The sequence below is a fragment of the Streptomyces sp. NBC_00273 genome (genome assembly GCF_036178145.1).
GTDB lineage: Bacteria > Actinomycetota > Actinomycetes > Streptomycetales > Streptomycetaceae > Streptomyces.
Map to the genome: position 1 here is coordinate 1913104 of NZ_CP108067.1, position 21733 is coordinate 1934836.

Sequence of the window (21733 nt, forward strand, 5' to 3'; positions counted from 1 at the left end):
TTCTCAGTATGCTCATCCTGATTCCCGCGTCACCGGCCCAGGCCCAACCGACTCCATTCACCAGTATCAACCTGGTGACCTGGAACTCTCTCGGTCAAAACTGGAGCAGCGTCGCCGCCCTCCTGAGCCGTGGACACGGTCGGGAGAACCAGTTGGCGGTAATCCAGGAGGCAGGCCCCGCGCCCGCCGAGATGCAGGACTTCGGCGTCGTGGCGGAACGAACGTTCGGCAACGTGACGTACCAAGTCCGCCGTTACCGCTGGGAAGCGCCCGGCGCGACCTACCAGGTCTACTGGATGAACGGAAACGCCGCCAATGGCGGACGGGTCAACTTCGCCATAGTCGCAAGGGAAATGGCGCTGTCCGTCCTCATTGCGCCGCCCCCGCGCCCCAACACCCGACCCTCCTTCGGTATCAGGATCGGCCTGGACTACTATTTCAACGTCCATGCGCCGTCTCCGAACAACGGGCAGGATGCTGTTCAAATCCTGTCGAACATCAGCGACACCGTGGCAGCTGTCGACGGCTCGAACTGGACCGCGATAGGGGATTTCAATGTAAACCCTGGCGCCCTTCAGCCCTTCATCAACGGAGTATGGCCGACGGTGGGCAGGCGGCCGGTGATCTATCAACCCGGTGTGCCCACACAGGACGGGTGGGGAACTCTTGACTACATGGTGTCCAGTCATAGCTTCCCGGGGCTGCGCATGGTCCGTGACGGCCAGATCGGAAGCAGCGACCACTACCCGGTGTACAACGAGTTCAATTTGAGTGGCGGGGGGGAGGAATACTACCTTCGGTCCAACAAGTATCCGAATTACACCATGCAGCCCAATGGCAGCCCGTACACCGGCGACAGCGTTATTCTCGGGTACCCCTCGTCCCCGTTCGATGAATTCGTCTTCTCTGGCTCGTTTTCGAAAGCGAAGGCGGCGGGCGTAGGGGCGGCAGCGGCACTGACAACGATCAAGGAAGCGGACAGTGGCCTCTGCCTGGACCCGCTCGGGTACGTTTCGCAAGTCAGGGCGAAGCTGGAACTCTACCCGTGCTCCGGATCAGTGGATCAGACGTTCTCCACAGACCCCGCCGACACCGGAGGTACCGACATGAAATCGATGATGATACGTCACGATCTCTCCGGGCTCTGCTTGAGTGTGTTCGAAAGCAGTACGTCTGCCGAACCGACGTGGATTGGGCTCGACAACTGCAATAAGAACTCGATCAATCAGAGGTTCTCCATCATTGCGTGACCGCGTCATGACGCTTGCCTGACCTGAACCTCGACACTGTTCCGAAACCCTGTCATCGCCCCGCCCACAACCTGGGCGGGGCGATTCACCTGTCACGACGCACCCGCTGGATCGATCGCGACATCCAGACGCGGGGCAGACCGGCCCCCACTCGATCGCAGGTTCAGGGGCTCCGTATCTGCTCGTGCCTACGACATGCTGTCGCGCCTTCGACTCCACGTTCGGCCCGCGGAGCCGGCCGTCCGTCGCGAGCGACGCCGCCTGAACCCAACGGCTCGCCAGACCCGCTGCTCGGTACAACGCGCTGTACCGAGCAGCGCCGGGCTTCGAACGCCACCGAGAGCCTCATGGCGGAACGTCAGCAAGCCTGACGAACCGTCACCAAGGTCAGCATCGGGTCAGCATTGGTCCTGGCAAAGCTGACCCCACCTGGCCACACATGGGAAACCTCAAAGCCGCGAAGCGGGCCGCCACAAGCCCCTGACGCGAGCCCTGCCGGAACGATCTCCGCGGGGCGTCGCGCTCTCTCCGGTCCACCTCGGGCAGATCGACCCGATCAAGAAAAGCGCAGTTCAGCGCACCCGTCCGCGCGCTTTCAGCGGCCCCGGCGGGAGCTGCGGTGCAGGGATCGGAGGGCCGTCGTAGCCCTTCACTTCGCCGAAGCGAGTGCCCTCCATCCAGTCCTGGCGGGCCTGTACGATCTCCTCGTTGCTGCGCCCGATCCAGTTCCAGAACATCACGATCTCCTCCTCGAACGGCTCGCCGCCCAGGAGCATCAGGCCCGCGTCCGAGGTTGCCCGCAGGGGGAGTTCGGTGCGGCCGCAGCCGAGGTAGAGCATCGAGCCCGGGAGGACCGGGACGCCGTCGACGTGGGCCTCGCCCGACATCGACAGGACCGCGTACTCGAAGTCCGGGTCCAGCGGGAGGCGGGTTTCCGTGCCCGCCGCGAGGGCGAGGTCCGCGCCCACGATCGGGCTGTACGCCGTGCCCGGCGAGGTGGCCGTGTCCAGGGTGCCCAGGATGACCGTCGCCGTCAGCCCCGGGGCCGTCACGCGCGGGAGGTCGGTGTGGTGCTGGAAGTGCGGTTCCACGTTGCGGTGGGCGTCCGGCAGGGCAACCCACAGCTGGGCGCCGTGCAGGAAGCGGGCGTGCGGGCGCGGGCTCTCCTCCGAGTGGCTGATGCCGCGGCCGGAGGTCATCAGGCCCAGCTCCCGGGGGCGGATCGTCTCCAGGCTGCCGACGCTGTCGCGGTGCAGTACCTCGCCCTCGTGCAGCCAGCTCACCGTCTGGAGCCCGGCGTGCGGGTGCGGCGCGACCTGCATGCCGGGCTCGTCGGCGATGTCGTCCGGGCCGTAGTGGTCCACGAAGCACCAGGCGCCCACCATGCGGCGGCCCAGGTTGGGCAGGAGCCGGCGGACCTCGGAAGACTCTCCGAGCTTGACCGTGCGGGGGCTGAGGAGCTCGCGCACCGGTTCGGCCACGACGAAGCCGCGGCCGCCGCAGGCGGAGAGAGCGGGCTGGCGATCGAGATTGCTCATGTGGACAACCTAGCCCCGAGACGGTGGCCGCGGAGAGCGGAATGTTCCACGGCCGGGGCGTGTTGGAGGCAGCGGACGGACCACCTGAACGGCGGAAGGGACGCGATGAACGCGCCGACGACGTACTTCGAGCACGGGACGGCAGCCGAGCGCTGGGCGCGCGCCCAGCTCTTCTTCGACGCGAAGGAGTACGCGACGGCCGCCCGCATCCTGGAGACGCTGGCGGTCGAGGCCCCCGAGCAGCTGGCGCCCCGGCTGCTGCTGGCCCGCGCCTACTACCACTCCGCCCAGCTCTCCCGCGCCGAGCGCGAGCTCCGCGCCGTCCTGGAGCGCTGGCCGGTGGAGGACTACGCACAGCTGATGCTCGGTCGCACCCTGGAGCGTCTGGGTCGGGCCACCGAGGCCCGTCCCCACCTGCGGATGGCCGCCGCCATGGCCGGCGAGTTCCCCGAGTAGTGCGCCGCCCGGCCCCGCGCATGCGGGGTCGGGCCTTCGGCTCGGATAGCCTGGGCCCCATATGAACCACCTCACCACACCCTTCGGCTCCTACGAGCTCACCCGCTTCCCCGAGGACCCTCGCGACCGGCTCCGCGCCTGGGACGCGGCCGACGAGTACCTGTTGCGCCACCTCGACTCCGGTACCGGGGAACGCGGGCCGGTGGACCTGGCCGCCGCCGGCCGGATCGTCGTGCTCGGGGACCGCTGGGGGACGCTGACGACTGCGCTCGCCGCGTACCACCCGACGCAGATCACCGACTCCGCCCTCACGCGCGCCGCCACCGCCGCGAACCTGGACCGGGCCGGCATCGGAACGTCCAAGTCGACGGTGACCCTGCTGACGACCCAGGACCCGCCGCCCGAGCGGATCGACGTCCTGTTGGTGCGCGTGCCCAAGAGCCTGGCGCTGCTGGAGGACCAGCTGTACCGGCTGGCCCCGCACGTGCACGCGGGCACCGTCGTCGTCGGCACCGGCATGGTCAAGGAGATCCACACCTCCACGCTGCGCCTCTTCGAGAAGATCCTCGGCCCGACGAGGACCTCGCTCGCGGAGAAGAAGGCACGGCTGATCTTCTGCACGCCGGGCACCCCCGGGGCGACCCGTCCCACGTCCGCCGGGCCGTGGCCGCTGACGTACACGGTGGACGAGGAGGCCGGTTCGGCCTCGGGCCTGTCCGTCGTCAACCACGCCGGGATCTTCTGCGCCGACCGGCTCGACGTCGGCACCCGCTTCTTCCTGCAGAACCTGCCGACCAACACGGACGGGGCCCGGGTCGTGGACCTGGGCTGCGGGAACGGCGTCGTCGGCACGGCCGTCCAGGTCCACGACCCGGACGCCGAGGTCGTGTTCACCGACGAGTCCTACCAGGCGGTCGCCTCGGCGCGGGCGACCTACCGGGCGAACATCCGCGAGGGCCGGCGCACCGCCGAGTTCCACGTCGGCGACGGCGTCGCGATGCTCTCCCCCGGCTCGGTGGACCTGGTGCTGAGCAACCCGCCCTTCCACTCCCACCAGGCCACGACGGACGCGACGGCGCTGCGGATGTTCGCGCAGTCGCGCAAGGTGCTGCGGCCGGGCGGCGAGCTGTGGATCGTCGCCAACCGGCACATGGGCTACCACACCCATCTGCGGCGGCTGTTCGGTAACAGCGAAGTCGTCGCGAGCGAGCCGAAGTTCGTGGTCCTGCGGGCGGTCAAGCAGGATCGTCCGCGGCCCATGTGACCTGCCGGCAAGTCCTACACTCTGGCGCGTGAGCAGCCAGGTGGAGGACGGAAGCGGGAGCAGCAGCGGAAGCGGCGGCAGCGGGCGCTACCGCCGCGAGGACGTGGCCCGGGCGGCCGGCGTCAAGGTGCGCAACCTGCGCTACTACCAGGAGCGCGGGCTGCTGCCGCCGCCGCGCCGGGAGGGCCGGATCGCCTGGTACTCCGACGATCACCTGACCCGGCTGCGGCTGATCAGCGATCTGCTGGGGCGCGGCTACACGGTCAACGGCATCGCCGAGCTCCTGCACGCCTGGGAGCAGGGTGGCGGCCTGTCCCAACTGCTGGGCCTGGAACGGGAGATGACCCGGGACTGGGTGCAGGAGGAGCCGGTGACGATGACCCGGCGCGAGTTGCGGGAGCTGTTCGGCCCGACGGCGACCGCCGCGGACACCCGGCGGGCGGCGGAGCTCGGCTACGTGACGGTCGACGGGGACCTGGTCACGTACCCGAGCCGGCAGCTGCTGGAGGCGACGCTGGCGCTGGTGCGGCAGGGGGTGCCGCTCGCGGAGGTCCTCGATGCCGGGGAGTTCGTACAGGCACAGGCCGCTGCGGTCGCCGACCGGTTCGTGGGGCTCTTCCGACGGTACGTGATCGACGCCGCGGGCGCGGACGGCTCGACGGGCCCGGAGGGTTCGGGCGACCCGGGAAGTTCGGGCGACCCGGACGCCTCGCAGGGCTCGGAGGGCCTGGAGCGGCTTTCGGCCACGCAGCTGCAGCACATCACGGCGGCGGTAACGGCCCTGCGGCCGGTGGCCGGTGAGGTGGTGGCCACCGAGTTCGCGCGGGCGATGGCCCGACGGGTGGACGCGGAGGTCGCCGAACTGCTGCGGACGGAGCAGTAGGAGTCGGCTCAAAGGGTGCGCTCGCACAACCTTGCCAACCCCCATTGGCACTCTTACATTCAACTCGTCGGTAACAACGGTGCACAGCCGATATAAGGGACGACCTCATGACCGGTTCCCCGCATTTACCCGACCCCTCAGACGATGACTCCGGGCGTGTCCGCTGGCGCCGGTTCGCCGTCCTGACCGTCCCCGCCGTGGCCGTGACCGCCGGCCTCGGCATCGCCCTCGCGCAAGGCGTGCTGGCCGCCTCGTTCGCCGTGTCGGGGCAGCAGTTCAAGGTGTCCGCGAGCAGCCTGGAGGGCGAGGGCTTCGCCCAGTACGGCAGCGTGGACGTCAACGCCCGCCAAGAACTCATCCCGGTGGCCGTCACCGCCATCCGGGAGGCCAAGCTCCACAGCCTCTGCCAGTCCGTGGTCACCTCGCTCCCGGTGGTCGGGGACATCTCGCTCAACCTCACCGCCGGACGCAAGACCCCGGTCGAGGCGAGCAACCTCTTCGTCGACGCGACCCAGCTCGCGGGCGACGCCGTGTTCAGCAACATCGAGATCGGGCGCGACGCCTCCACCCTCGACAAGGGTCCGGCCGAGGCCCAGGGGATGCAGGACCTCTTCGCCCAGCAGGCCGACACGGTCAGCATCACCGATCTCCAGCAGACGGCGTGGGCGACGAACGCCGGCACCTTCAAGCTCTCCGGGCTCAGCATGAACGTCAGCAAGGGCAAGAAGGAATGCTTCTGAACCTGCTGCAGCGCTGGCGGCGGTGGCGGCGCAGCAGGCCCTTCTGGGGCGGTCTGTTCGCGATCCTGGCCGGGTCGTGGATCTGCGTCCTGCCGCTGGCACCGCTGAAGATCATGCTCCAGCAGGGGGTGGCGGGGATCCCGTCCGTCCTGATGGGCATCGTGATGATCGTCCTCGGGCTCACCGCCTGGTTCTCTCCCCCTCAGCGCTCTCTCGCGGGTGTCCTCACCACCCTGATCGCCACCGCCGCTCTGGTCCTGTCGAACCTCGGCGGGTTCCTGATCGGCACCCTGCTCGGCATCCTCGGCGGCGGCCTGATGTTCGCCTGGCAGCCGCACGCCGCCCGGCGCACCGGGAAAGCCGGGAAGGCCGTAGAAGTCGGGACCGCGGAGTCCGTCGTGGCCGCACCCCCTCCCCCCACCCCGCACCACGATCCCCAAGGAGCACAGCCATGAGCCGTACGCGCACCGCGCTCGCCCTCGGGACGGCCGTCGCCGGCGCCATCACGCTGGCCTCGGTCACTGCCTCCGCCGCGCCCTTACCCCTGGCCGGGTCGACCACCGTCACTCCGGCCGGGCACGCGTTCAAGGCCACCCTCAGCGGGAAGGCCACCCTCAAGGCCGGTTCGGTGACCGTGACCTGCACGGTCTCCGTCGCCACCGGCAGCGTGCCGGGCGCTCCCGGCAACAACAACCCGGCCGGATCCGTGTCCTCGCCGATCTCGGCCCCCACGTACGGCTCGTGCACCTCCAGCACGTGGGGAGTGACGCCCACGGTCACCACCAGCGGCGCCTGGACGGTGTCGATGCAGAACGGGTCCCCGATCACCGCCACCATGGGTCTGCCGGTCGGCGGTCTGGTGGTCCAGACGAGCGGGCTCGCCTCTTGTACGGTCACCGCTGCCCCCACCGCTCCGGCGAACGTCGGCGGCACCTGGGTCAACGGTGCTCCGTCGACGCTGACCTTCACGAACGTCTCGGTGCCGGTCACCGTCACCGGCGGGTTCGGCTGCCCGACGAGCGCGACCACGTCCATCTTCAACGCGGTCTACAAGGTGACCGACACCACGGACCCGGCGCAGCAGATCACCGTCGGTCCCTGACCTCCGCCGGTCCCCGGCCACGGGTCCCGAACCAGCCCGCCCGGCCCCGGAGCGTCCGGTGCCGGGCGGATCGCCGTCCTGCGGAAAATGCGTTGCCGCCGCCGGCGCGGACGGGCCAAGCTCGCCGGCATGTCCCAGAGCACCGAGCACCAGCCGTCGCAGTCCGCCGCCGCTTCCGTCTCCGCCCCGAGCCCGCTACGACGGGACGTCGGCGACCTCTTCTCCGGCGGCCGCCTCACCGTGATCCCGCGCAAGGTCGCCCGGCGCGAGCAGTTGCTCGCCCACCTCGCGGAGACCCTCTTCGCGGTGGACCGGGAGTACACGGAGCCCGAGGTGAACGATGCGCTGCGCACCGTGCACGAGGACTGCTCGGCGCTGCGGCGCTATCTGATCACCTCGGGCCGGCTCACGCGGACCCGTGACGGACGTACCTACCGGCGGGCGGCGACCACCCGGTAGTGGGTCGTCAGCCGGCCGTCGTCACCGAGCACGTGGAAGGCGACGGCCGGGGGCTCGTCGAGGTGCACGTGCTCGGAGGACCCGGTCGGCGCCTCCCACGGCAGCCGGAGCGTGGAGACCACCCCGGGCGCGACCAGCACCGGCCGGCCCGCGAAGGTGGTGGCCGCGGCGGTGTGCGCGTGTCCGCACAGGAAAGCGGTCAGGTGCGGGTGGCGCTCGACGAGCGCGGCGAGCCGCTCCTCCCCGAACTGGCGGATCTCGTCCACGTACGGGGTGTGCAGCGGCACCGGTGGGTGGTGGAAGGCGACCAGGACCGGGGTCTCCGGCGGGGTGTCGGTCAGTACGCCGTCCAGCCAGGCCAGGGTGGACTCCTCCAGGAAGCCGTGGTGCTCGCCGGGAACGGACGAGTCGCACACGGCGAGGACGAAGCCCTCGCCGCGCAGCACCTGGTCGACGGGCTCGGTGGAGAGGGACTCCCCGGAAGACTCCCCCAGCAGGCCGCGGCGGAATGCGGCGCGCTCGTCGTGGTTGCCGGGGCAGACCACCAGGGGGTGGCGCGAGCGGAGCAGCTTCGCGGCTTCCTCGTACTCGGCGTCCTCGGCGTGGTCGGCTATGTCCCCGCTCACGAGTACGGCGTCCAAGTCGTAAGGAAGGGCGTCGAGATACTCCATGACGGCGCGGGTGCGGTCGGCCGCGCGCCGGTCACCGTCGAGATGGACGTCGCTGAGGTGGGCGATCACGATCACGTGCGGTGTCTCCTTCGTCTCTGGTCAAGAGATGTGGTGAACACCCATTCAACACGCCGAACCACCGCCCACCCGCTGCGGGTTGCCGGCCCTCGGTCCGCCCTCGGTCCGCCCTCGGTCGTCCCCGGCCAGTCCTCAGCCGGTGTTGCGCTGCCGTGCGCGGCGCATCAGCACCCACCCGGCCCCCGTGAGGACGACGGCGCTCCCGGCGAGGGAGGCCACGGCCGCTCCGGTGGAGGCGAGCGCGCCGCCATGGGGGGTGGTGTGGTCGCCGCCGCCGACCGTGGCACCGGCCGAACCGCCGCCGACGCTCCCGGGGGTGCCGGAAGTGCCGGAAGTACCAGACGTGCTGTCGGAGCCGCCGTCGGAACCGCCTGCCGCACTCCCGGCCGAGCCGGCCGAGCCGGTGGAACCCGCCGAGCCGGCGGCGCCCGTCCCGCCCGTGCCCCCGGCCGTGGTGGAGCCGCCGCTGCTGCCGCCCGCGGTGGTGTCCGCGATGGTGACGGTGAGGGTGGCCACAGCGGTACGGACCACACCGGCGTCGTTGCCGAACTCCGCCCGGTAGCGGCGGCCGCTGTCGGAGAGCGCCGCCGTGAACGTGTACGTCGGCGCGGTGGCGCCCGCCACGGGCTGCCAGGTCCGACCCGCGTCCGTACTGACCTGCCAGGCGACGGTGGGCCGCGGGGTTCCCTCGGCCTCCGCCGTGAGCGAGACCTCGGTCCCGGCCGCGACCGACCGGTCCGCCGGGCTCCGGGTGACGCGCGGGGAGCTGGCCCGTTCCAGTCGGATGATCCTGCCGGCGACCGGGTCCGATACGAAGACGGTCGCGCCACCGGGTTCGACGGCGACGGCCGCACTGCCCAACTGCACGTGGATTCCGGGGAGCACGACCGGCTTCACGACCTCCTGGAGGTCACGGGTGCGGTGGACGGTGAGCGTTCCGTCGTTGTCGCTGCCCGGCTGCGAGGTGTCCCCCGCGTCCTGCCACACGACGAACGCCTCGTGCGTGGTGGCGTCGAAGCCCGCCGCGCGGGGCATGTCGCTGCCCGCGCCGCGCAGGGTGCCCAGCCGCTTGCCCGTCGCGTCGTGGACGACCACGGAGGAGTCCAGCCCGACCCACACCGCGCCGGTCTCGGGATCCACCTCCGTGAACCCGCCGAACCCCTCGCCGGCCGGGAGTTCTACGGTCGCGGCGACCCGGAAGGTGGCCGCGTCGATCCGGTACATCCGGCGGTTGCCGATGTCCGTGAACCACACCGTGCCGCGTGCCGCGTCGACCGCGAACCCGTCCCCGCCCTCCAGCGTGACGGAGCGCTTCACGGCGGCGGTCGCGATGTCGACCTCCGACAGTACGGAGCCCTGCGCGACCAGCACCGTCGAGGGGGTGAGCCCGGCGGTGGCGTGGGTGACGGCCGCACCCGGCACCCACGCGCCCGCCGCGGCGGCGTCGCCGTCCTTCGCGGTACCGATGCCGCGCAATGGATAGGAGAAGACCGCTCCGTCACCGGGCAGCGGTGCGAGCAGCTGCCGCACCGCCCGCCGGCCGAGCGTGCCGGTGGGCCCGGGGGCCTGGCCGATGGTGCTGCGCACCTTGCCGTCGGCGGGGTCCAGGACGTGCAGCCCGCTCTCGTTGACGTCGGCGGTCTCGGGCAGGTCGTCCGAACCGACGTACAGCTTCTTCGAGTCAGGGTGCAACAGCAGGTCACGGGGCTTCCCCGCCGTGGCGAACCGCGCCACCGACCGGTACGCGACGGTGCCCTGCGGTACGTCGGCCCCCTCACTCCCGGCTGCCGATACGGGACTTCCGGTGGCGGCCGAGGCCAGTACGAGTGCGAGCGCGGCGGATGCGGCGCCCGCACGACCGGGGGTGAGGGGGTGTCGGTGTGTCATGGCTTCCTCGTCGACGGGTCGGGGAATCGGTCCCGGAGCGGGATCAGTTGAAGGTCACCGGGACGTGGACGTCGTACTTGCGGTTCGAGGAGTTGAAGTGGTCGGCGCGCGTGACGATGGCGCACTCGACGGTCTCGCCGCAGATCTGGCCTCCGCCGAGGTCGGCCTTGACGTGGATGGTGACGCTGAAGGTGCCGCCCGTACCGAACTTGGAGGTGTTGGCCAGCGTCCCGCCGAAGACGTTGTTGACCCAGTGCGAGGCCCCGGTGGTGCCCGACTGGTCCGAACCGCCCAGGCAGGGGGTGGGCTTGCTCGCACCCGGCGCCCCGCTCACCGCACAGAGGCTCACGTATATGCCCCTGGAGGTGTTGTAGCCGCTGCCGGTGACCGTGACGTTCTGACCGGCCGCCGCGGCGGTGGAGGGCGCGGTGAGGCTGAGGTTGTAGGTGGTCCCGCCGTCGGTGACCGTACGCGTCGAGGTGGCGGCCGAGGCGGAGCCGGCCGCGCCGACGGCGAGCGCGACGGCGGCGGAGGTGGCGACGGCCGCGCGGGCGGCGGTACGGGGCAGGGAGGCAGCACGCATCACTGGAACACCTTTCAGGCACAGGAGGTCACGAAGACTGAGGTAAGGCTAACCTAATATCGATCAAGGTTGTACGCCTACTTCACGCCATCTCCCGCTCCGTGACGTCCAGTCAACTCCGTTCCTGCGCACGCTGATCCGGTGGTCGGAAGGGGACGGTGAGGGGACGGTGAAGGGACGACGGGCAACGCACGCAGAACGGCCCGGCTGCGCCGTGCGGCGGCGCAGCCGGGCCGTGTCCAGGACGCCCTCTCGGGCCGGCCCTCACCCCCGGTAGGTCTCCAGCAGTCGCAGCCAGACCTCGCTGATGGTCGGGAACGACGGCACCGCGTGCCACAGGCGCTGGATCGGAACCTCCCCCGCGACCGCGATGGTGGCCGCGTGGATCAGCTCCGCGGCGCCGGGGCCGACGAAGGTCACCCCGAGGAGGACCTCGCGGTCGAGGTCGACGACCATGCGGGCCCGGCCCTTGTAGCCGTCGGCGTACAGGCCGGCACCGGAGACCTTGGACATGTCGTAGTCGACCGCCCGCACCCGGTGCCCGGCCCGTTCGGCCTCGGCCAGGGTCAGGCCCACGGCGGCGGCTTCCGGATCGGTGAAGACCGCCTGCGGGAGGGCGCGGATGTCGGCGGTCGGCGTGTGCGCACCCCAGGGCGCGGTGTCCAGCGGGGTGCCCGCCGCGCGGGCGGCGATCACGGCGCCCGCGATCCGCGCCTGGTACTTGCCCTGGTGGGTCAGGAGCACGCGGTGGTTGACGTCCCCGACGGCGTACAGCCAGTCGTGCCCGGGCACGCGGCAGGTGTCGTCCACCTCGATCCACCGACCGGCGGGCAGGCCGACGGTGTCCAGCCCGATGTCCTCGGTCCGCGGCGCGCGGCCCGTCGCCATCAGCAGCTCGTCGCCCTCCAGCGTCTCGCCGCCCTCCAGGACCACGCTGACGGGTCCCGTCGAGCCGTCCCGCACCACCGCCTCGACGGACACCCCCGTACGGACCACCGCCCCGGCCTCGCGCAGCGAGTCGGCGACCAGTTCCCCCGCGAAGGGCTCCATCCGCGGCAGCAGCCCGTCGCCGCGCGCGAGGACGGTGACCTGCGAGCCGAGGGCCTGCCAGGCGGTGGCCATCTCGACGGCCACCACCGAGCCGCCCACGATCAGCAGCCGGCCGGGGGCCGCCTGCGCCGAGGTCGCCTCGCGGCTGGTCCACGGGCGGGCCCCGGCGATCCCCGGGAGGTCCGGGATCACGGCCCGGGTACCGGTGGCGACGACGACCGCGTGCCGCGCCGACAGGATGTGGTGCTCGCCCTCGGGGCTGGTGACGGCCACCTTGCGGACCCCGTAGAGCCGACCGTGGCCCCGGTACACGTGGGCGCCGATCGAGTCGATCCAGTCGATCTGGCCCTGGTCCTTCCAGTCGCCGGTCCAGTAGTTGCGGTGCGCGAGCACCGCCGCCGTGTCCAGGGGCCCCTGGACGGCACCGGCCAGGCCCGGCACCCGGCGGGCGTCGGCCCGGGCCAGCGCCGGGCGCAGCAGGGCCTTGCTGGGGACGCAGGCCCAGTACGAGCACTCGCCGCCCACCAGTTCGCTCTCGACGAGCGCCGTGCTCAGCCCGGCGGCACGGGTCCGGTCGACGATGTTCTCACCGGCCGGCCCCCCGCCGAGGACCACCACGTCGTACTCCACCGCTTCCGACACAGACACCTTCCAAGGGTTCCAGAGGGTCCACCAGGACCCGTGCGAATCCCGGTCAGGGGCTAATGTCCCGTCACTCTACGTGTGGCGTGCGGGACATGCCCGAGAGGACGGGCGGCCTCGGCGTGGTGACTCCACCGCCCCGCCGAGGACCAGGCGCCCCACACGCGACCACGACCCCGGTCGCCCTCCCCCGCCCGCCCGGCTGCGCCGGCCCCGCCGACCGGGTCAGTTGCTGACCGACCGCCAGATGTGGTCGGGCAGTTCACGTGCGGCTTCCTCCAGATCGACGTCTCCCACGGTGAGCCAGCGCCGGACGACGGCGACCACCGGGCCCATGGCAAGGGACTCGATCAAGGGGGCGGAAAGTTTGGCGAGTTCGCCCGATTCCTGGTGCGCGTGGATCCAGAGGGTGATCGGTGTCAGCCGGGCCTCTTGGGTATCGCGGATCTCGCGCGAGTGGGCCATGCCCAGGCGGTCCGCGGTGACGGAGTGGATGAGGCGGGCCGCGTCGGGATGGGCCTGTACGAAGTCCAGGTAGGCCAGGACGACGGCCCGGATGCCGGAGCGGGCGTCGGTCGCCTGGAGCAGCGCCGCCCCCAGTTCCTTCAGGAGCTGCTCCAGGGCTCCCAGCGCGAGCGCGGCGACCACCCCGTCCAGGTTGCCGAAGTGGTGGTAGATGCTTCCGGAACTGACCCCGCTGGCCCTGGTGATGGCACCGAGGGTGAGACCGGCTTCCCCGGACGTGGCGTAGAGGCGGAGCGCCGCGTCCAGGACCTGTTCGACGGTGGCTTCGCCGCGTTGTTGCTTCGGCATCGGGCAGGCGTCCTCGGTCTCATAACGGCGGCGGATCTCTTCGATCCTCGTCGGATTCAGCCTAAAGCACCATTACTAGATTCTTTTCTAGAAACACTTTCCATTGTGCGCGTGAGGGGTCCACACTGGGCGGCGTCCTGGAGAAGGGGGAGACATGGTGTATCACGTGGAGTTACCGATCGGCGGGGCGGGCGGGCCGCAGGACGTGGTGCGGGTCGAGGTCGTGGCGACCGGCGAGGACGGCCTGGTCCGGGTGGCCCGGCCGGGGCAGGTGATGGCGCGCGCCTCACGGTCGCTCGGGGAGATGGTGACCGGGATCCGGCCGGTCGCGCAGAGCTTCGTCGACGGCTTCCGCGGCATGGCGCAGGCGCCCGACGAACTCAACCTGGAGTTCGGACTGTCGATCTCCGCCGAGGCGGACGTCGTGATCTCGAGTACGGCGGCCGAGGCCAACTTCAAGATCTCGCTCACCTGGACCCGCAACCCGTCCGACGGCCCGGCTGCGGGCCCAGCGGCCGGCCCGGAAGCCGGCCCCGGCGTCGCGGAGCCCGCGCCGTGACCGGGCCGCAGGCGTCGGAGGGCATCGGACCCAAGGCCCTGAACGCGGCGGTGCTGCGGATCCGCGACCTGCGCGGAGATCCGGTCGGCCTGGGTTTCCTGATCTCTCCCGAGCTCGCCCTGACGTGCGCCCACGTGGTGTCCGCGGCGCTCGGCACGCCGCAGGACCAGGAGCCCTCGCCCGCCTCCCGGATCCGCGTCGACCTCCCCCTGGTGTCCGCGTTCGCCCCGGACGCCGTCGGGGTGAGCGCGAGCGTCGATCGCTGGCTGCCGCCGTGTGAGCCCGGCGGCGGGGACATGGCGGTCCTCCGGCTGGACGCCGCGCTGCCCGGCGCCCACCCCGTGCGGCTGATCGAGGCCGAGCAGGTGTGGGGGCACCCGGTACGGGCCTTCGGCTTCCCCGCCGGCCGCCCGGGCGGAGTCTGGCACTCGGGAGTCCTGCGGGAGTCACAGGCCTACGGGTGGATCCAGGCGGACCTGGCCGACGGGGGCTATCCGGTCTCCCGGGGCTTCAGCGGCACGCCGGTCTGGGACGAGGACCGCGTCGGCGTGGTCGGCATGATCGCCGTCGCCGAGTCGGGCCGGCCCCCGGTCAGCTACCTGATCCCGACGGCCGGCATCCTCCGGGCCTGGCCCGAGCTACGGCCGCTGGCCATCCCGCCGTCGCCGTTCCGCAGCCTCACGGCGTTCCGGGAGGCCGACGCCCCGCACTTCTACGGCCGGCGGGCCGAAAGCGACGAGCTGGACCTCGCGCTGGCCGGCGAGCAACGGGTGACCATCGTGGGCGCCTCCGGATCCGGCAAGTCCTCCCTGGCCCTGGCCGGGGTCCTCCCCCGGCTGCGCCGCTCGGGAGCGGAAGCGGTCGTCGTACGGCCGACCCACGGCAGCAGTCCCCTGGCCGTCCTCGCGGCCGCGCTGCTGCCGCTGCTGGAACCCGGACTGTCCGAGACGGGGCGCCTCGCCCGGATCTCCGAGCTGACCGGTGTGCTGCGCGAGGGTGGACTCGCCGACGTCGTGGCCCGGGTGCTCGACCTGTCCGGCAGCCGTCGACTGCTCGTCGTGGTCGACCAGTTCGAGGAACTCCTCGCCCTCGCCCCGGAAGCCGTCGACGAACTGGCCGACGTCCTGTTCGACGACGCCCTGCCGCAGCCGGTCCGGGTACTCACGACCCTGCGGGCCGACTTCCTGGAGATGGCGCTGGCGCATCCCCGGCTGGGGGCCGTCATCGGCCGGCGCGTCCACGCCCTCGGCCCCCTGGGCCCCGAGCGGCTGCGCGAGGTCGTGACCGCGCCCGTGGACGCCGTCCCGGCAGTGCGCTACGAAACCGGCCTCGTGGACCGCATCCTCCAGGACACCGGCACCGAGCCGGGCGCATTGCCGCTGCTGGGCTTCACCCTCGACCTGCTGTGGCAGAAACAGCGCGGCGGGCTGCTCACCTACCAGGCCTACCAGGACCTCGGCGGTGTCGCAGGAGCGCTCAGCCTGCACGCCGATCAGGTCTGGGCCGAGTACGTCCCCGAAGGGGACGAGCCGGCGGCCAGGCGGCTGTTCACCCAGCTCATCCGGGTCCCCCTGGAATCACCGGCCGCGACGCGCCGCATCGCCCTGCGCGCCGACCTGGGCGAGGAACAGTGGCGCGTCGCCCAGCGGCTCGCCGCCACCCGGCTCCTGGTGACCGGCCGCAGTGCCGAAGGCGGCGAGAGCGTCGAGCTCACGCACGAAGCCCTGATCAGCGGCTGGGAGAAACTGGCGCGGTGGGTCGAGGAGGACCGGTCCTTCCTCGTGTGGCGGGAGTCCCTGCGCCACGACATGGACCGCTGGGAGCGGGCCGAGCGCACCTCCGAGCTGCTGCCGAAGAAGGTGGCCCTCGCCGGCGCCGACCAGTGGCTGCCCGGACGCGCCGACGACCTGAGCCCCGGGGAACGCGCCTACCTCGATGCCGGGCGCGCCCACCAGCGCTCCCGGACCCGCCGGGTGCGCGGCGCCTGGTCCGCGGTCTCCTTCATCGTGATCGCGGCCGTCCTGCTGGGGTCGCTGTTCCTCGTCACGCGGCAGGAGAGCCGCGAACGCGACGCGCTCGCCACCTCGCGCGCCCTGACACAGGCGGCACAGGACGTCACGGCCACCGACCCCGCCCAGTCCGTGATGCTCGCGCTCGCGGCCTACCGGACGTCGCCGACCCAGGAGGCCCGCAACCAACTCCTGCGCCAGCACCTGGCGTACTCGGACAAGAGCCGTGTCGTCTCGGGCCTGCTGGGAACGGTACGGGAGCTGCAGACCAGCCTCGACGGCAACGTGGTGCTGGCCACCTCGAAGAACGGCAGGGCGATGCTCTTCACGGGCGTCACCACCGGCCGGGTCCGCAGCGCGCAGGTTCCCTCGGTCGGGCAGGTGAAGTACCCGATGGTCTCGGCCGACGGAAAGCGGGCCGGCTACGTCCAGGAGGACGGGGTCGCCGCGTGGTTCCCGGTGCACGCCGACCGTGACGAGCCGATGGGCGAGCTGCACAAGCTGGCCGCGGCCCCGGGAGCGGCCGTGGGCACGGAGAAGGGGCTGGACCCCTCCATGTCGGCGGACGGGACGCTGATCGTCCACCGGGTGCTGGACCACCTGGTCTGGTGGGACCTGGACAGCGGTGCCATCGCCCGTTCGACGCGCGCACCCACTCCCCAGACCGACGGCAGCACCGACGACCTCTGGATCGGCGCGGACAACCGGACCCTGCTGCTGCGGCGGAGCGGACTGGGCGACAACAACTCGGCCCTGATCGCCTACGACCCGCCGACCGACGCGACGCGCGTCGTCGCCGGCGACGCGGCCGACATCGAGCTCTCCGGGGACCGGACGGCAGCCGTGGTGTGCAGCAAACAGGGCGACGGCACGGTCCTGAGCCTGGTGCGGATCTCCGACGGCGCCCCGCAGGGGAAGCCGTACAGCGAGCAGGACAAGCGGTTCAAGTCCGGAATCTGCCTTCCGCAGGCGGTCAGCGCGGACGGCACGCGGGTGGCGCTGTGGTCGGACGACACGCTGCGCCTGGTCGACCTGCTCCAGAACAAGGTGGTGTCCACCGTCCCCTCACCCTCTGCGCGCTGGTCGCACCAACTGGCGTCGGCCGACGGCAAGCTCTACTACGTCGGGTTCAAGGACTCCCTGATCACCTACACCGAACTCCCCACCGGAGAATCCGTACTCCAGGTGGGCCAGCAGATCCTCACCCACGACGGCGGCAGGACGATCAGCGTTCTCGCCGACGGATCCGCGCTCCAGGTCCGGCCCACGGCGCCGGGCACCAACGACCAGCTCATCGCCGAGGCCCCGCGCCGGACGCCGTACCGGAAACCCGGGAGCACCGACCTCCTGAGGCTGAGCAAGGACGGACGGCTGCTCGCGGACCTGGAGGGAACCAACGTGGTGTCCGTCCTCGATGCCTCCACGCTGCGCAAGCTGGCCACCATCACCGCGGCCGAGCCGCCCGCCCTGGCCGCCAGCACGCCGGCGCCGATCCTGGTCGACACCAGGGAACCGGACTTCCAGCACTACTTCGACGTCGCCGGCAACGTCCTGACCGTCTCCGGGACCCTGGTCCAGCAGTGGGACGCGCGTACGGGACGGGAGCTCGCCCACTACGACGCGAAGGCCCTGCTGCCCACCACGGGATCCGAGCCGCATACCAGCATCGGCCCCTACCCGGCCCCGAACAAGGTGGCCGTGACCGTCTGGGGCGACCCGTCGGTCCGCATCGTCGACATCACCACGGGCACCGTCACGGAGACCGTCCGCACCACCGAGGACGTCCTCGCCGTGCAGTTCGACCCCAGCGGCCGCTACCTCGGGCTGATGCGCCGGGGCTCGATCGTCGAGCTGTGGCGGCGCCACCCGCTGCGCAAGGAGATCGGTCCCCTGCGCAGTACCGCCGAGGACTCCGCCACCCCGACCGTCACCCAGTTCCTCGACGGCGACGGCCACTTCCTGATCGCCGCCAACAACGCCGTACGGACCTACGGCATCGAGGAACGCGCCGTCCTGGAGTCGTACGAATTCGGTCATCCGCCGAGCGAGACCTCCAGCTCCAGCTCCCTCTTCTCGCCACGTCCGTACGCCTTCATGGACATGTCCAAGGACGCCAGGACGGTGATCTACGCCGATCCCGCCGGTCCCGGCGGTGTCCTACCGCTCGACCCCCGGGCGTGGCAGCGCGACCTGTGCAAGGCCATCGGCAACCGGACGTTCACCGCCGAGGAGCGCAGGAGCCTGCCGGTCCGCGTCCCGGAGCAGCCGGTGTGCGCACCGGGCTGAGCCGACCGGGCCGGCGCAGATCCGCAGATCCGCCGGGCCCGCGGGCCCGGCGGATCCTCAGGTCTCGCGCCTCAGGCCTCAGGCCCCCGCGGTGCCGGCGTCCCCGCTGCCCGCGCCCTGGGAGCCCTGCTGCTCGGCAGCGATCTTCGCGCGGACCTCGTCCATGTCGAGCTCCCTGGCCTGCCGGATCAAGTCCGTCAGGGTCGCCTCCGGCAGGGCTCCGGGCTGCGCGAAGATGGCCACCTGGTCCCGGACGATCATCAGCGTCGGGATCGAGGTGATCTGGAAGGCCCCGGCCAGTTCCTGCTGCGCCTCGGTGTCCACCTTGGCGAACACGAGGTCGGAGTGGGCCTCGGAGGCCCGCTCATAGACCGGGGCGAACTGCAGGCACGGCCGGCACCAGCCCGCCCAGAAGTCGATCAGCACGAACGGGTTCTCGCTGACCGTCTGGTCGAAGTTTTCCTTGGTGAGCTCGACTGTAGCCACGGTGTCCAGACCTCCTGATTGAGCCGTCTGCTCCCTTGAACGAACGTCCCGCCTTCCGCATTCCGCTTCTGCGGGACCCTCCCCCAGACCGTCCTAGAACGGGTGGCCGGCGGGGGTGCTGCGGGCCGTGGTCCAGCGCAGTTCCGTGAAGGCGTCCAGGTTCGCCTCGCCGCCGAAGCGGGCGCCGGTGCCGGAGGCACCGATTCCACCGAAGGGGGCGACGGCCTCGTCGTTGACCGTCTGGTCGTTGATGTGGGCGATCCCGGTCGGGATGCGGTCGGCCAGGTCGAGCCCGCGCGCCGCGTCCCGGGTCACGATCCCGAGGGAGAGGCCGTAGGGACCCGCCGAAGCCAGCGCCACCGCCTCCTCCTCCGTCGCGAAGGACCGTACGGGCGCCACCGGGCCGAAGACCTCCTCGGTGTAGGCGGGGGTGTCGTCGGCGACGCCCGCCAGAACGGTCGGCCGGTAGAAGAGGTCCCGGTGCGTGCCGCCGGCCACGAGCTTGGCCCCCTGCCCGGTGCTCGCCTCCACCAGGGCGTGGACGCGCTCCACCTGGGTGCGGTCGATCAGCGGGCCCAGGTGGACCCGCTCGCGGTACGGGTCCCCCACGGCCAGTTCCTCGGCGCGCGCGGCGAGCCGCTCGACGTACTCGTCGTAGAGCGAGGTGTGCACGAGGTGCCGCCCGGCGGTCATGCAGATCTGGCCCTGGTGGAAGAAGGAACCCCAGGAGGCCTGGGCCACGGCGGCCTCGACGTCGGCGTCGTGGAGCACGACGAGGGCGGAGTTCCCGCCCAGTTCCAGGTGCGCGCGCTTGAGGTGACGGCCGGCCAGTTCGCCGACGGACCGGCCCGCGGCGGTGGATCCGGTGAAGGACACCACCCGCACGCGCGGGTCCGCGACCACCGCGGCGCCCGTCCCGGCGCCGCCGGGCAGGACCTGCAGCAGCCCGCCCGGCAGCCCGGCGGCGGCGAAGACCGCGGCGAGGGCGAGGCCGCCGCAGACGGCGGTGCGCCGGTCCGGCTTGAGCAGCACCGCGTTGCCGAGTGCCAGCGCCGGCGCGACCGAGCGGATCGCCAGGATCAGCGGGGCGTTGAAGGGGGCCACGACCCCGACCACCCCGGCCGGCACCCGGCGGGTGAAGGAGAGCCGGGGGGCCTCGCTCGGCAGCACCTGCCCCGTGGGGCGCGAGGCCAGCGCCGCGGCCTCGTAGCACTCCTGGGCGGCGACGTGCAGCTCGAAGTCGGCCTTGCCGGGTATCGAGCCGGACTCGCGGACCAGCCACTCCCGCAGTTCGTCGGCGTGTGCGGTGAACAGGTCCCCGGCGCGGCGCAGCACGGCAGCCCGCTCCGGGTGCGTGGCGCGTGCCCAGTCCCGCTGCGCCGCGAGGGCCCGTACGGCGGCCTCCGCCACGTCGGCGGGTGCGGCGAGCTCGATGGTGGCGAGGGTGCGGCCGGTGGCGGGTTCGACGACCGGGGCGGAGCCGCCGGTGAGGGTGGGTCCGTCCTGCCAGAGCGTCGGATCGAGGAGCGGCATGGCGCGGGGCCTCCGGTGGGGATGGGCGGGGCGGGGGGCGGCAGCACGCGCCATCGTGCCAGACCGGAGGCTCCACATCTGTTCAGTTATTGGGCAGTTGACGGCGAGCGGTGACCGGAAACGATCGACGCCCGCGCGCCACTCCGGCCCGGGTCAGCGCTCCAGGACGAGTGCGATGCCCTGCCCGACCCCGATGCACAGGGCCGCCATGCCGGTGCCGGAGCCCGCCGCCGCCAGCTGGTGCGCGACCGAACCGGCCAGCCGGGCGCCCGAGGCGCCGAGCGGATGGCCGATCGCGATGGCGCCGCCCCGCGGGTTGACCACGGCCGGGTCGAGCTCCGGCCAGGCCGCCAGACAGCCCAACGCCTGTGCGGCGAAGGCCTCGTTCAACTCGAAGGCGGTCAGGTCGGCGAAGCCGCGGCCGGACTTGGCGAGCGCCCGCTGGACGGCGTCCACCGGACCCAGGCCGAAGAGCTGGGGCTCGATGCCGGTGACGGCGGACGCGCTGATCCGGGCGAGCGGCTCCCGGCCGGTGGCCGCCAGGCCCTCTTCGTCGGTCAACAGCAGCGCGGCGGCGCCGTCGTTGAGCGGGGAGGCGTTGCCCGCCGTGACCGTGCCCGTGCCGTCCGTCCGGAAGGCCGGCTTCAGCCGGGCCAGCGCCTCGGGCGTGGATCCCTCCCGGATGCACTCGTCACGTACCAGGTCCACGCCGGTGTACGGGACGACCTCGCCGTCGTACAGCCCGGCGGACCAGGCGGCCGCCGCCTTGCGGTGGCTCTCCAGGGCGAAGGCGTCCTGCGCGTCGCGGGTGATGCCGTGCTTGTCCGCGACGAGTTCGGCCCCCTCGCCGAGCGAGCCGGTCCACTCCGCGGGCATGCGCGGGTTGGTCATGCGCCAGCCGAGGGTGGTGGACCACATCTGCTGGTGCCCGGCCGGGAAGGCGCGCTCGGGCTTCTGCACGACCCAGGGGGCGCGGCTCATCGACTCGACCCCGCCCGCGATGGCCACGGAGGCGTCGCCGAGCGCGATGGCGCGGGCGGCCTGGATCACGGCTTCGAGGCCGGAACCGCAGAGCCGGTTGACGGTGACCCCGGGGACGCTCACCGGCAGCCCGGCCAGCAACACCGCCATGCGGGCCACGTCCCGATTGTCCTCGCCCGCCCCGTTGGCATCGCCGAAGACGACGTCGTCGATGCGGGCCGGATCGAGGTCCGGCGTACGCTCCACCAGCGCGCGCACGACGTGCGCGGCCAGGTCGTCCGGCCGGACCCCGGCGAGGGCGCCGCCGAACTTGCCGATCGGGGTGCGGACGGCGTCGACGACGTAGACGTCGCGGACGGTGCGGATGCTCATGGGGTCTCTCCTGGGCGGATCCGTACGGGCGGTGGCGCGTCGGTGCCGGTGTGGACACCGGGGCACGCCGCCGGGCACGCCCGGTGGGGCG

General features: G+C 71.9%; 19 protein-coding genes. 10 read left to right on the top strand and 9 right to left on the bottom strand.

Annotated elements, in window-relative coordinates:
• Nucleotides 1-8: 8 nt before the first annotated feature.
• Nucleotides 9-1250 carry a ricin-type beta-trefoil lectin domain protein gene (locus OG386_RS08145; protein ID WP_328787490.1) on the top strand — a complete coding sequence of 414 codons (1242 nt, stop codon included), beginning with the start codon at nt 9-11 and terminating at the stop codon, nt 1248-1250.
• A 572-nt stretch (nt 1251-1822) separates the two neighbouring features.
• On the opposite strand, the gene OG386_RS08150 is transcribed toward OG386_RS08145, so the two are convergent.
• Nucleotides 1823-2788 (bottom strand): pirin family protein, encoded by a 966-nt coding sequence (locus tag OG386_RS08150; RefSeq protein ID WP_328787491.1) that lies wholly within the window; start codon nt 2786-2788, stop codon nt 1823-1825.
• Between the two features lie 105 nt (nt 2789-2893).
• Here OG386_RS08150 and OG386_RS08155 point away from each other — a divergent pair, with 105 nt between their 5' ends.
• The 7 genes from OG386_RS08155 (at nt 2894) to OG386_RS08185 (ending at nt 7692) form a co-directional block, all read left to right on the top strand.
• Nucleotides 2894-3244 carry a tetratricopeptide repeat protein gene (locus OG386_RS08155; protein WP_328787492.1) on the top strand — a complete coding sequence of 117 codons (351 nt, stop codon included), beginning with the start codon at nt 2894-2896 and terminating at the stop codon, nt 3242-3244.
• Between the two features lie 61 nt (nt 3245-3305).
• Nucleotides 3306-4508, top strand: coding sequence for a methyltransferase (locus tag OG386_RS08160; protein ID WP_328787493.1), 1203 nt, complete (start codon nt 3306-3308; stop codon nt 4506-4508).
• A gap of 28 nt (nt 4509-4536) precedes the next feature.
• Nucleotides 4537-5391, top strand: a complete 855-nt coding sequence (locus tag OG386_RS08165; protein WP_328787494.1) for a MerR family transcriptional regulator — start codon at nt 4537-4539, stop codon at nt 5389-5391.
• Nucleotides 5392-5498: 107 nt separating this feature from the next.
• Entirely contained in the window at nt 5499-6131 is a 633-nt protein-coding gene (locus tag OG386_RS08170) for a DUF6230 family protein (protein WP_328787495.1), read from the top strand.
• Entirely contained in the window at nt 6122-6586 is a 465-nt protein-coding gene (locus OG386_RS08175) for a DUF6114 domain-containing protein (RefSeq protein WP_328787496.1), read from the top strand. Before OG386_RS08170 ends, OG386_RS08175 begins: the two co-directional genes overlap by 10 nt.
• Nucleotides 6583-7233, top strand: coding sequence for a hypothetical protein (locus OG386_RS08180; protein WP_328787497.1), 651 nt, complete (start codon nt 6583-6585; stop codon nt 7231-7233). The genes OG386_RS08175 and OG386_RS08180 overlap by 4 nt, the downstream gene beginning before the upstream one ends.
• A 129-nt stretch (nt 7234-7362) precedes the next feature.
• A complete protein-coding gene (locus tag OG386_RS08185; protein WP_328787498.1) occupies nt 7363-7692 on the top strand; it encodes a DUF2087 domain-containing protein in 330 nt (109 codons plus the stop codon).
• Here the strand turns inward: OG386_RS08185 and OG386_RS08190 are convergent.
• The 5 genes from OG386_RS08190 to OG386_RS08210 form a co-directional block, all read right to left on the bottom strand.
• On the bottom strand, nt 7665-8438 hold the full coding sequence (locus OG386_RS08190; RefSeq protein WP_328787499.1) for a metallophosphoesterase: 774 nt from the start codon (nt 8436-8438) through the stop codon (nt 7665-7667). The two genes, OG386_RS08185 and OG386_RS08190, sit on opposite strands and share 28 nt — an antisense overlap.
• A 135-nt stretch (nt 8439-8573) precedes the next feature.
• The gene (locus OG386_RS08195; protein ID WP_328787500.1) at nt 8574-10328 is read right to left on the bottom strand and encodes a hypothetical protein; all 1755 of its coding nucleotides are present in this window, start codon (nt 10326-10328) and stop codon (nt 8574-8576) included.
• A gap of 43 nt (nt 10329-10371) precedes the next feature.
• Nucleotides 10372-10911, bottom strand: coding sequence for a hypothetical protein (locus tag OG386_RS08200; RefSeq protein WP_328787501.1), 540 nt, complete (start codon nt 10909-10911; stop codon nt 10372-10374).
• A 264-nt stretch (nt 10912-11175) separates the two neighbouring features.
• Complete coding sequence (locus OG386_RS08205; protein WP_443053304.1) at nt 11176-12603, bottom strand: dihydrolipoyl dehydrogenase family protein; 1428 nt, start codon at nt 12601-12603, stop codon at nt 11176-11178.
• Nucleotides 12604-12828: 225 nt separating this feature from the next.
• Complete coding sequence (locus OG386_RS08210) at nt 12829-13416, bottom strand: TetR/AcrR family transcriptional regulator (protein ID WP_328787503.1); 588 nt, start codon at nt 13414-13416, stop codon at nt 12829-12831.
• A gap of 166 nt (nt 13417-13582) precedes the next feature.
• On the opposite strand from OG386_RS08210, the gene OG386_RS08215 reads away from it, so the two are divergent.
• Together OG386_RS08215 and OG386_RS08220 are read left to right on the top strand one after the other, a co-directional pair.
• Nucleotides 13583-13975 (top strand): CU044_2847 family protein, encoded by a 393-nt coding sequence (locus OG386_RS08215; protein ID WP_328787504.1) that lies wholly within the window; start codon nt 13583-13585, stop codon nt 13973-13975.
• Entirely contained in the window at nt 13972-18270 is a 4299-nt protein-coding gene (locus OG386_RS08220) for an nSTAND1 domain-containing NTPase (protein ID WP_328787505.1), read from the top strand. Before OG386_RS08215 ends, OG386_RS08220 begins: the two co-directional genes overlap by 4 nt.
• 78 nt (nt 18271-18348) lie before the next feature.
• Here OG386_RS08220 and OG386_RS08225 read toward each other — a convergent pair whose 3' ends face one another.
• The 3 genes from OG386_RS08225 to OG386_RS08235 all read right to left on the bottom strand — a co-directional run bounded on the left by OG386_RS08225 (nt 18349) and on the right by OG386_RS08235 (nt 21642).
• Nucleotides 18349-18756, bottom strand: a complete 408-nt coding sequence (locus OG386_RS08225) for a thioredoxin family protein (protein WP_328787506.1) — start codon at nt 18754-18756, stop codon at nt 18349-18351.
• 93 nt (nt 18757-18849) lie between these two features.
• Nucleotides 18850-20289 (bottom strand): aldehyde dehydrogenase family protein, encoded by a 1440-nt coding sequence (locus tag OG386_RS08230; protein ID WP_328787507.1) that lies wholly within the window; start codon nt 20287-20289, stop codon nt 18850-18852.
• A 153-nt stretch (nt 20290-20442) separates the two neighbouring features.
• On the bottom strand, nt 20443-21642 hold the full coding sequence (locus tag OG386_RS08235) for a thiolase family protein (protein ID WP_328787508.1): 1200 nt from the start codon (nt 21640-21642) through the stop codon (nt 20443-20445).
• Between the last annotated feature and the right edge of the window lie 91 nt (nt 21643-21733).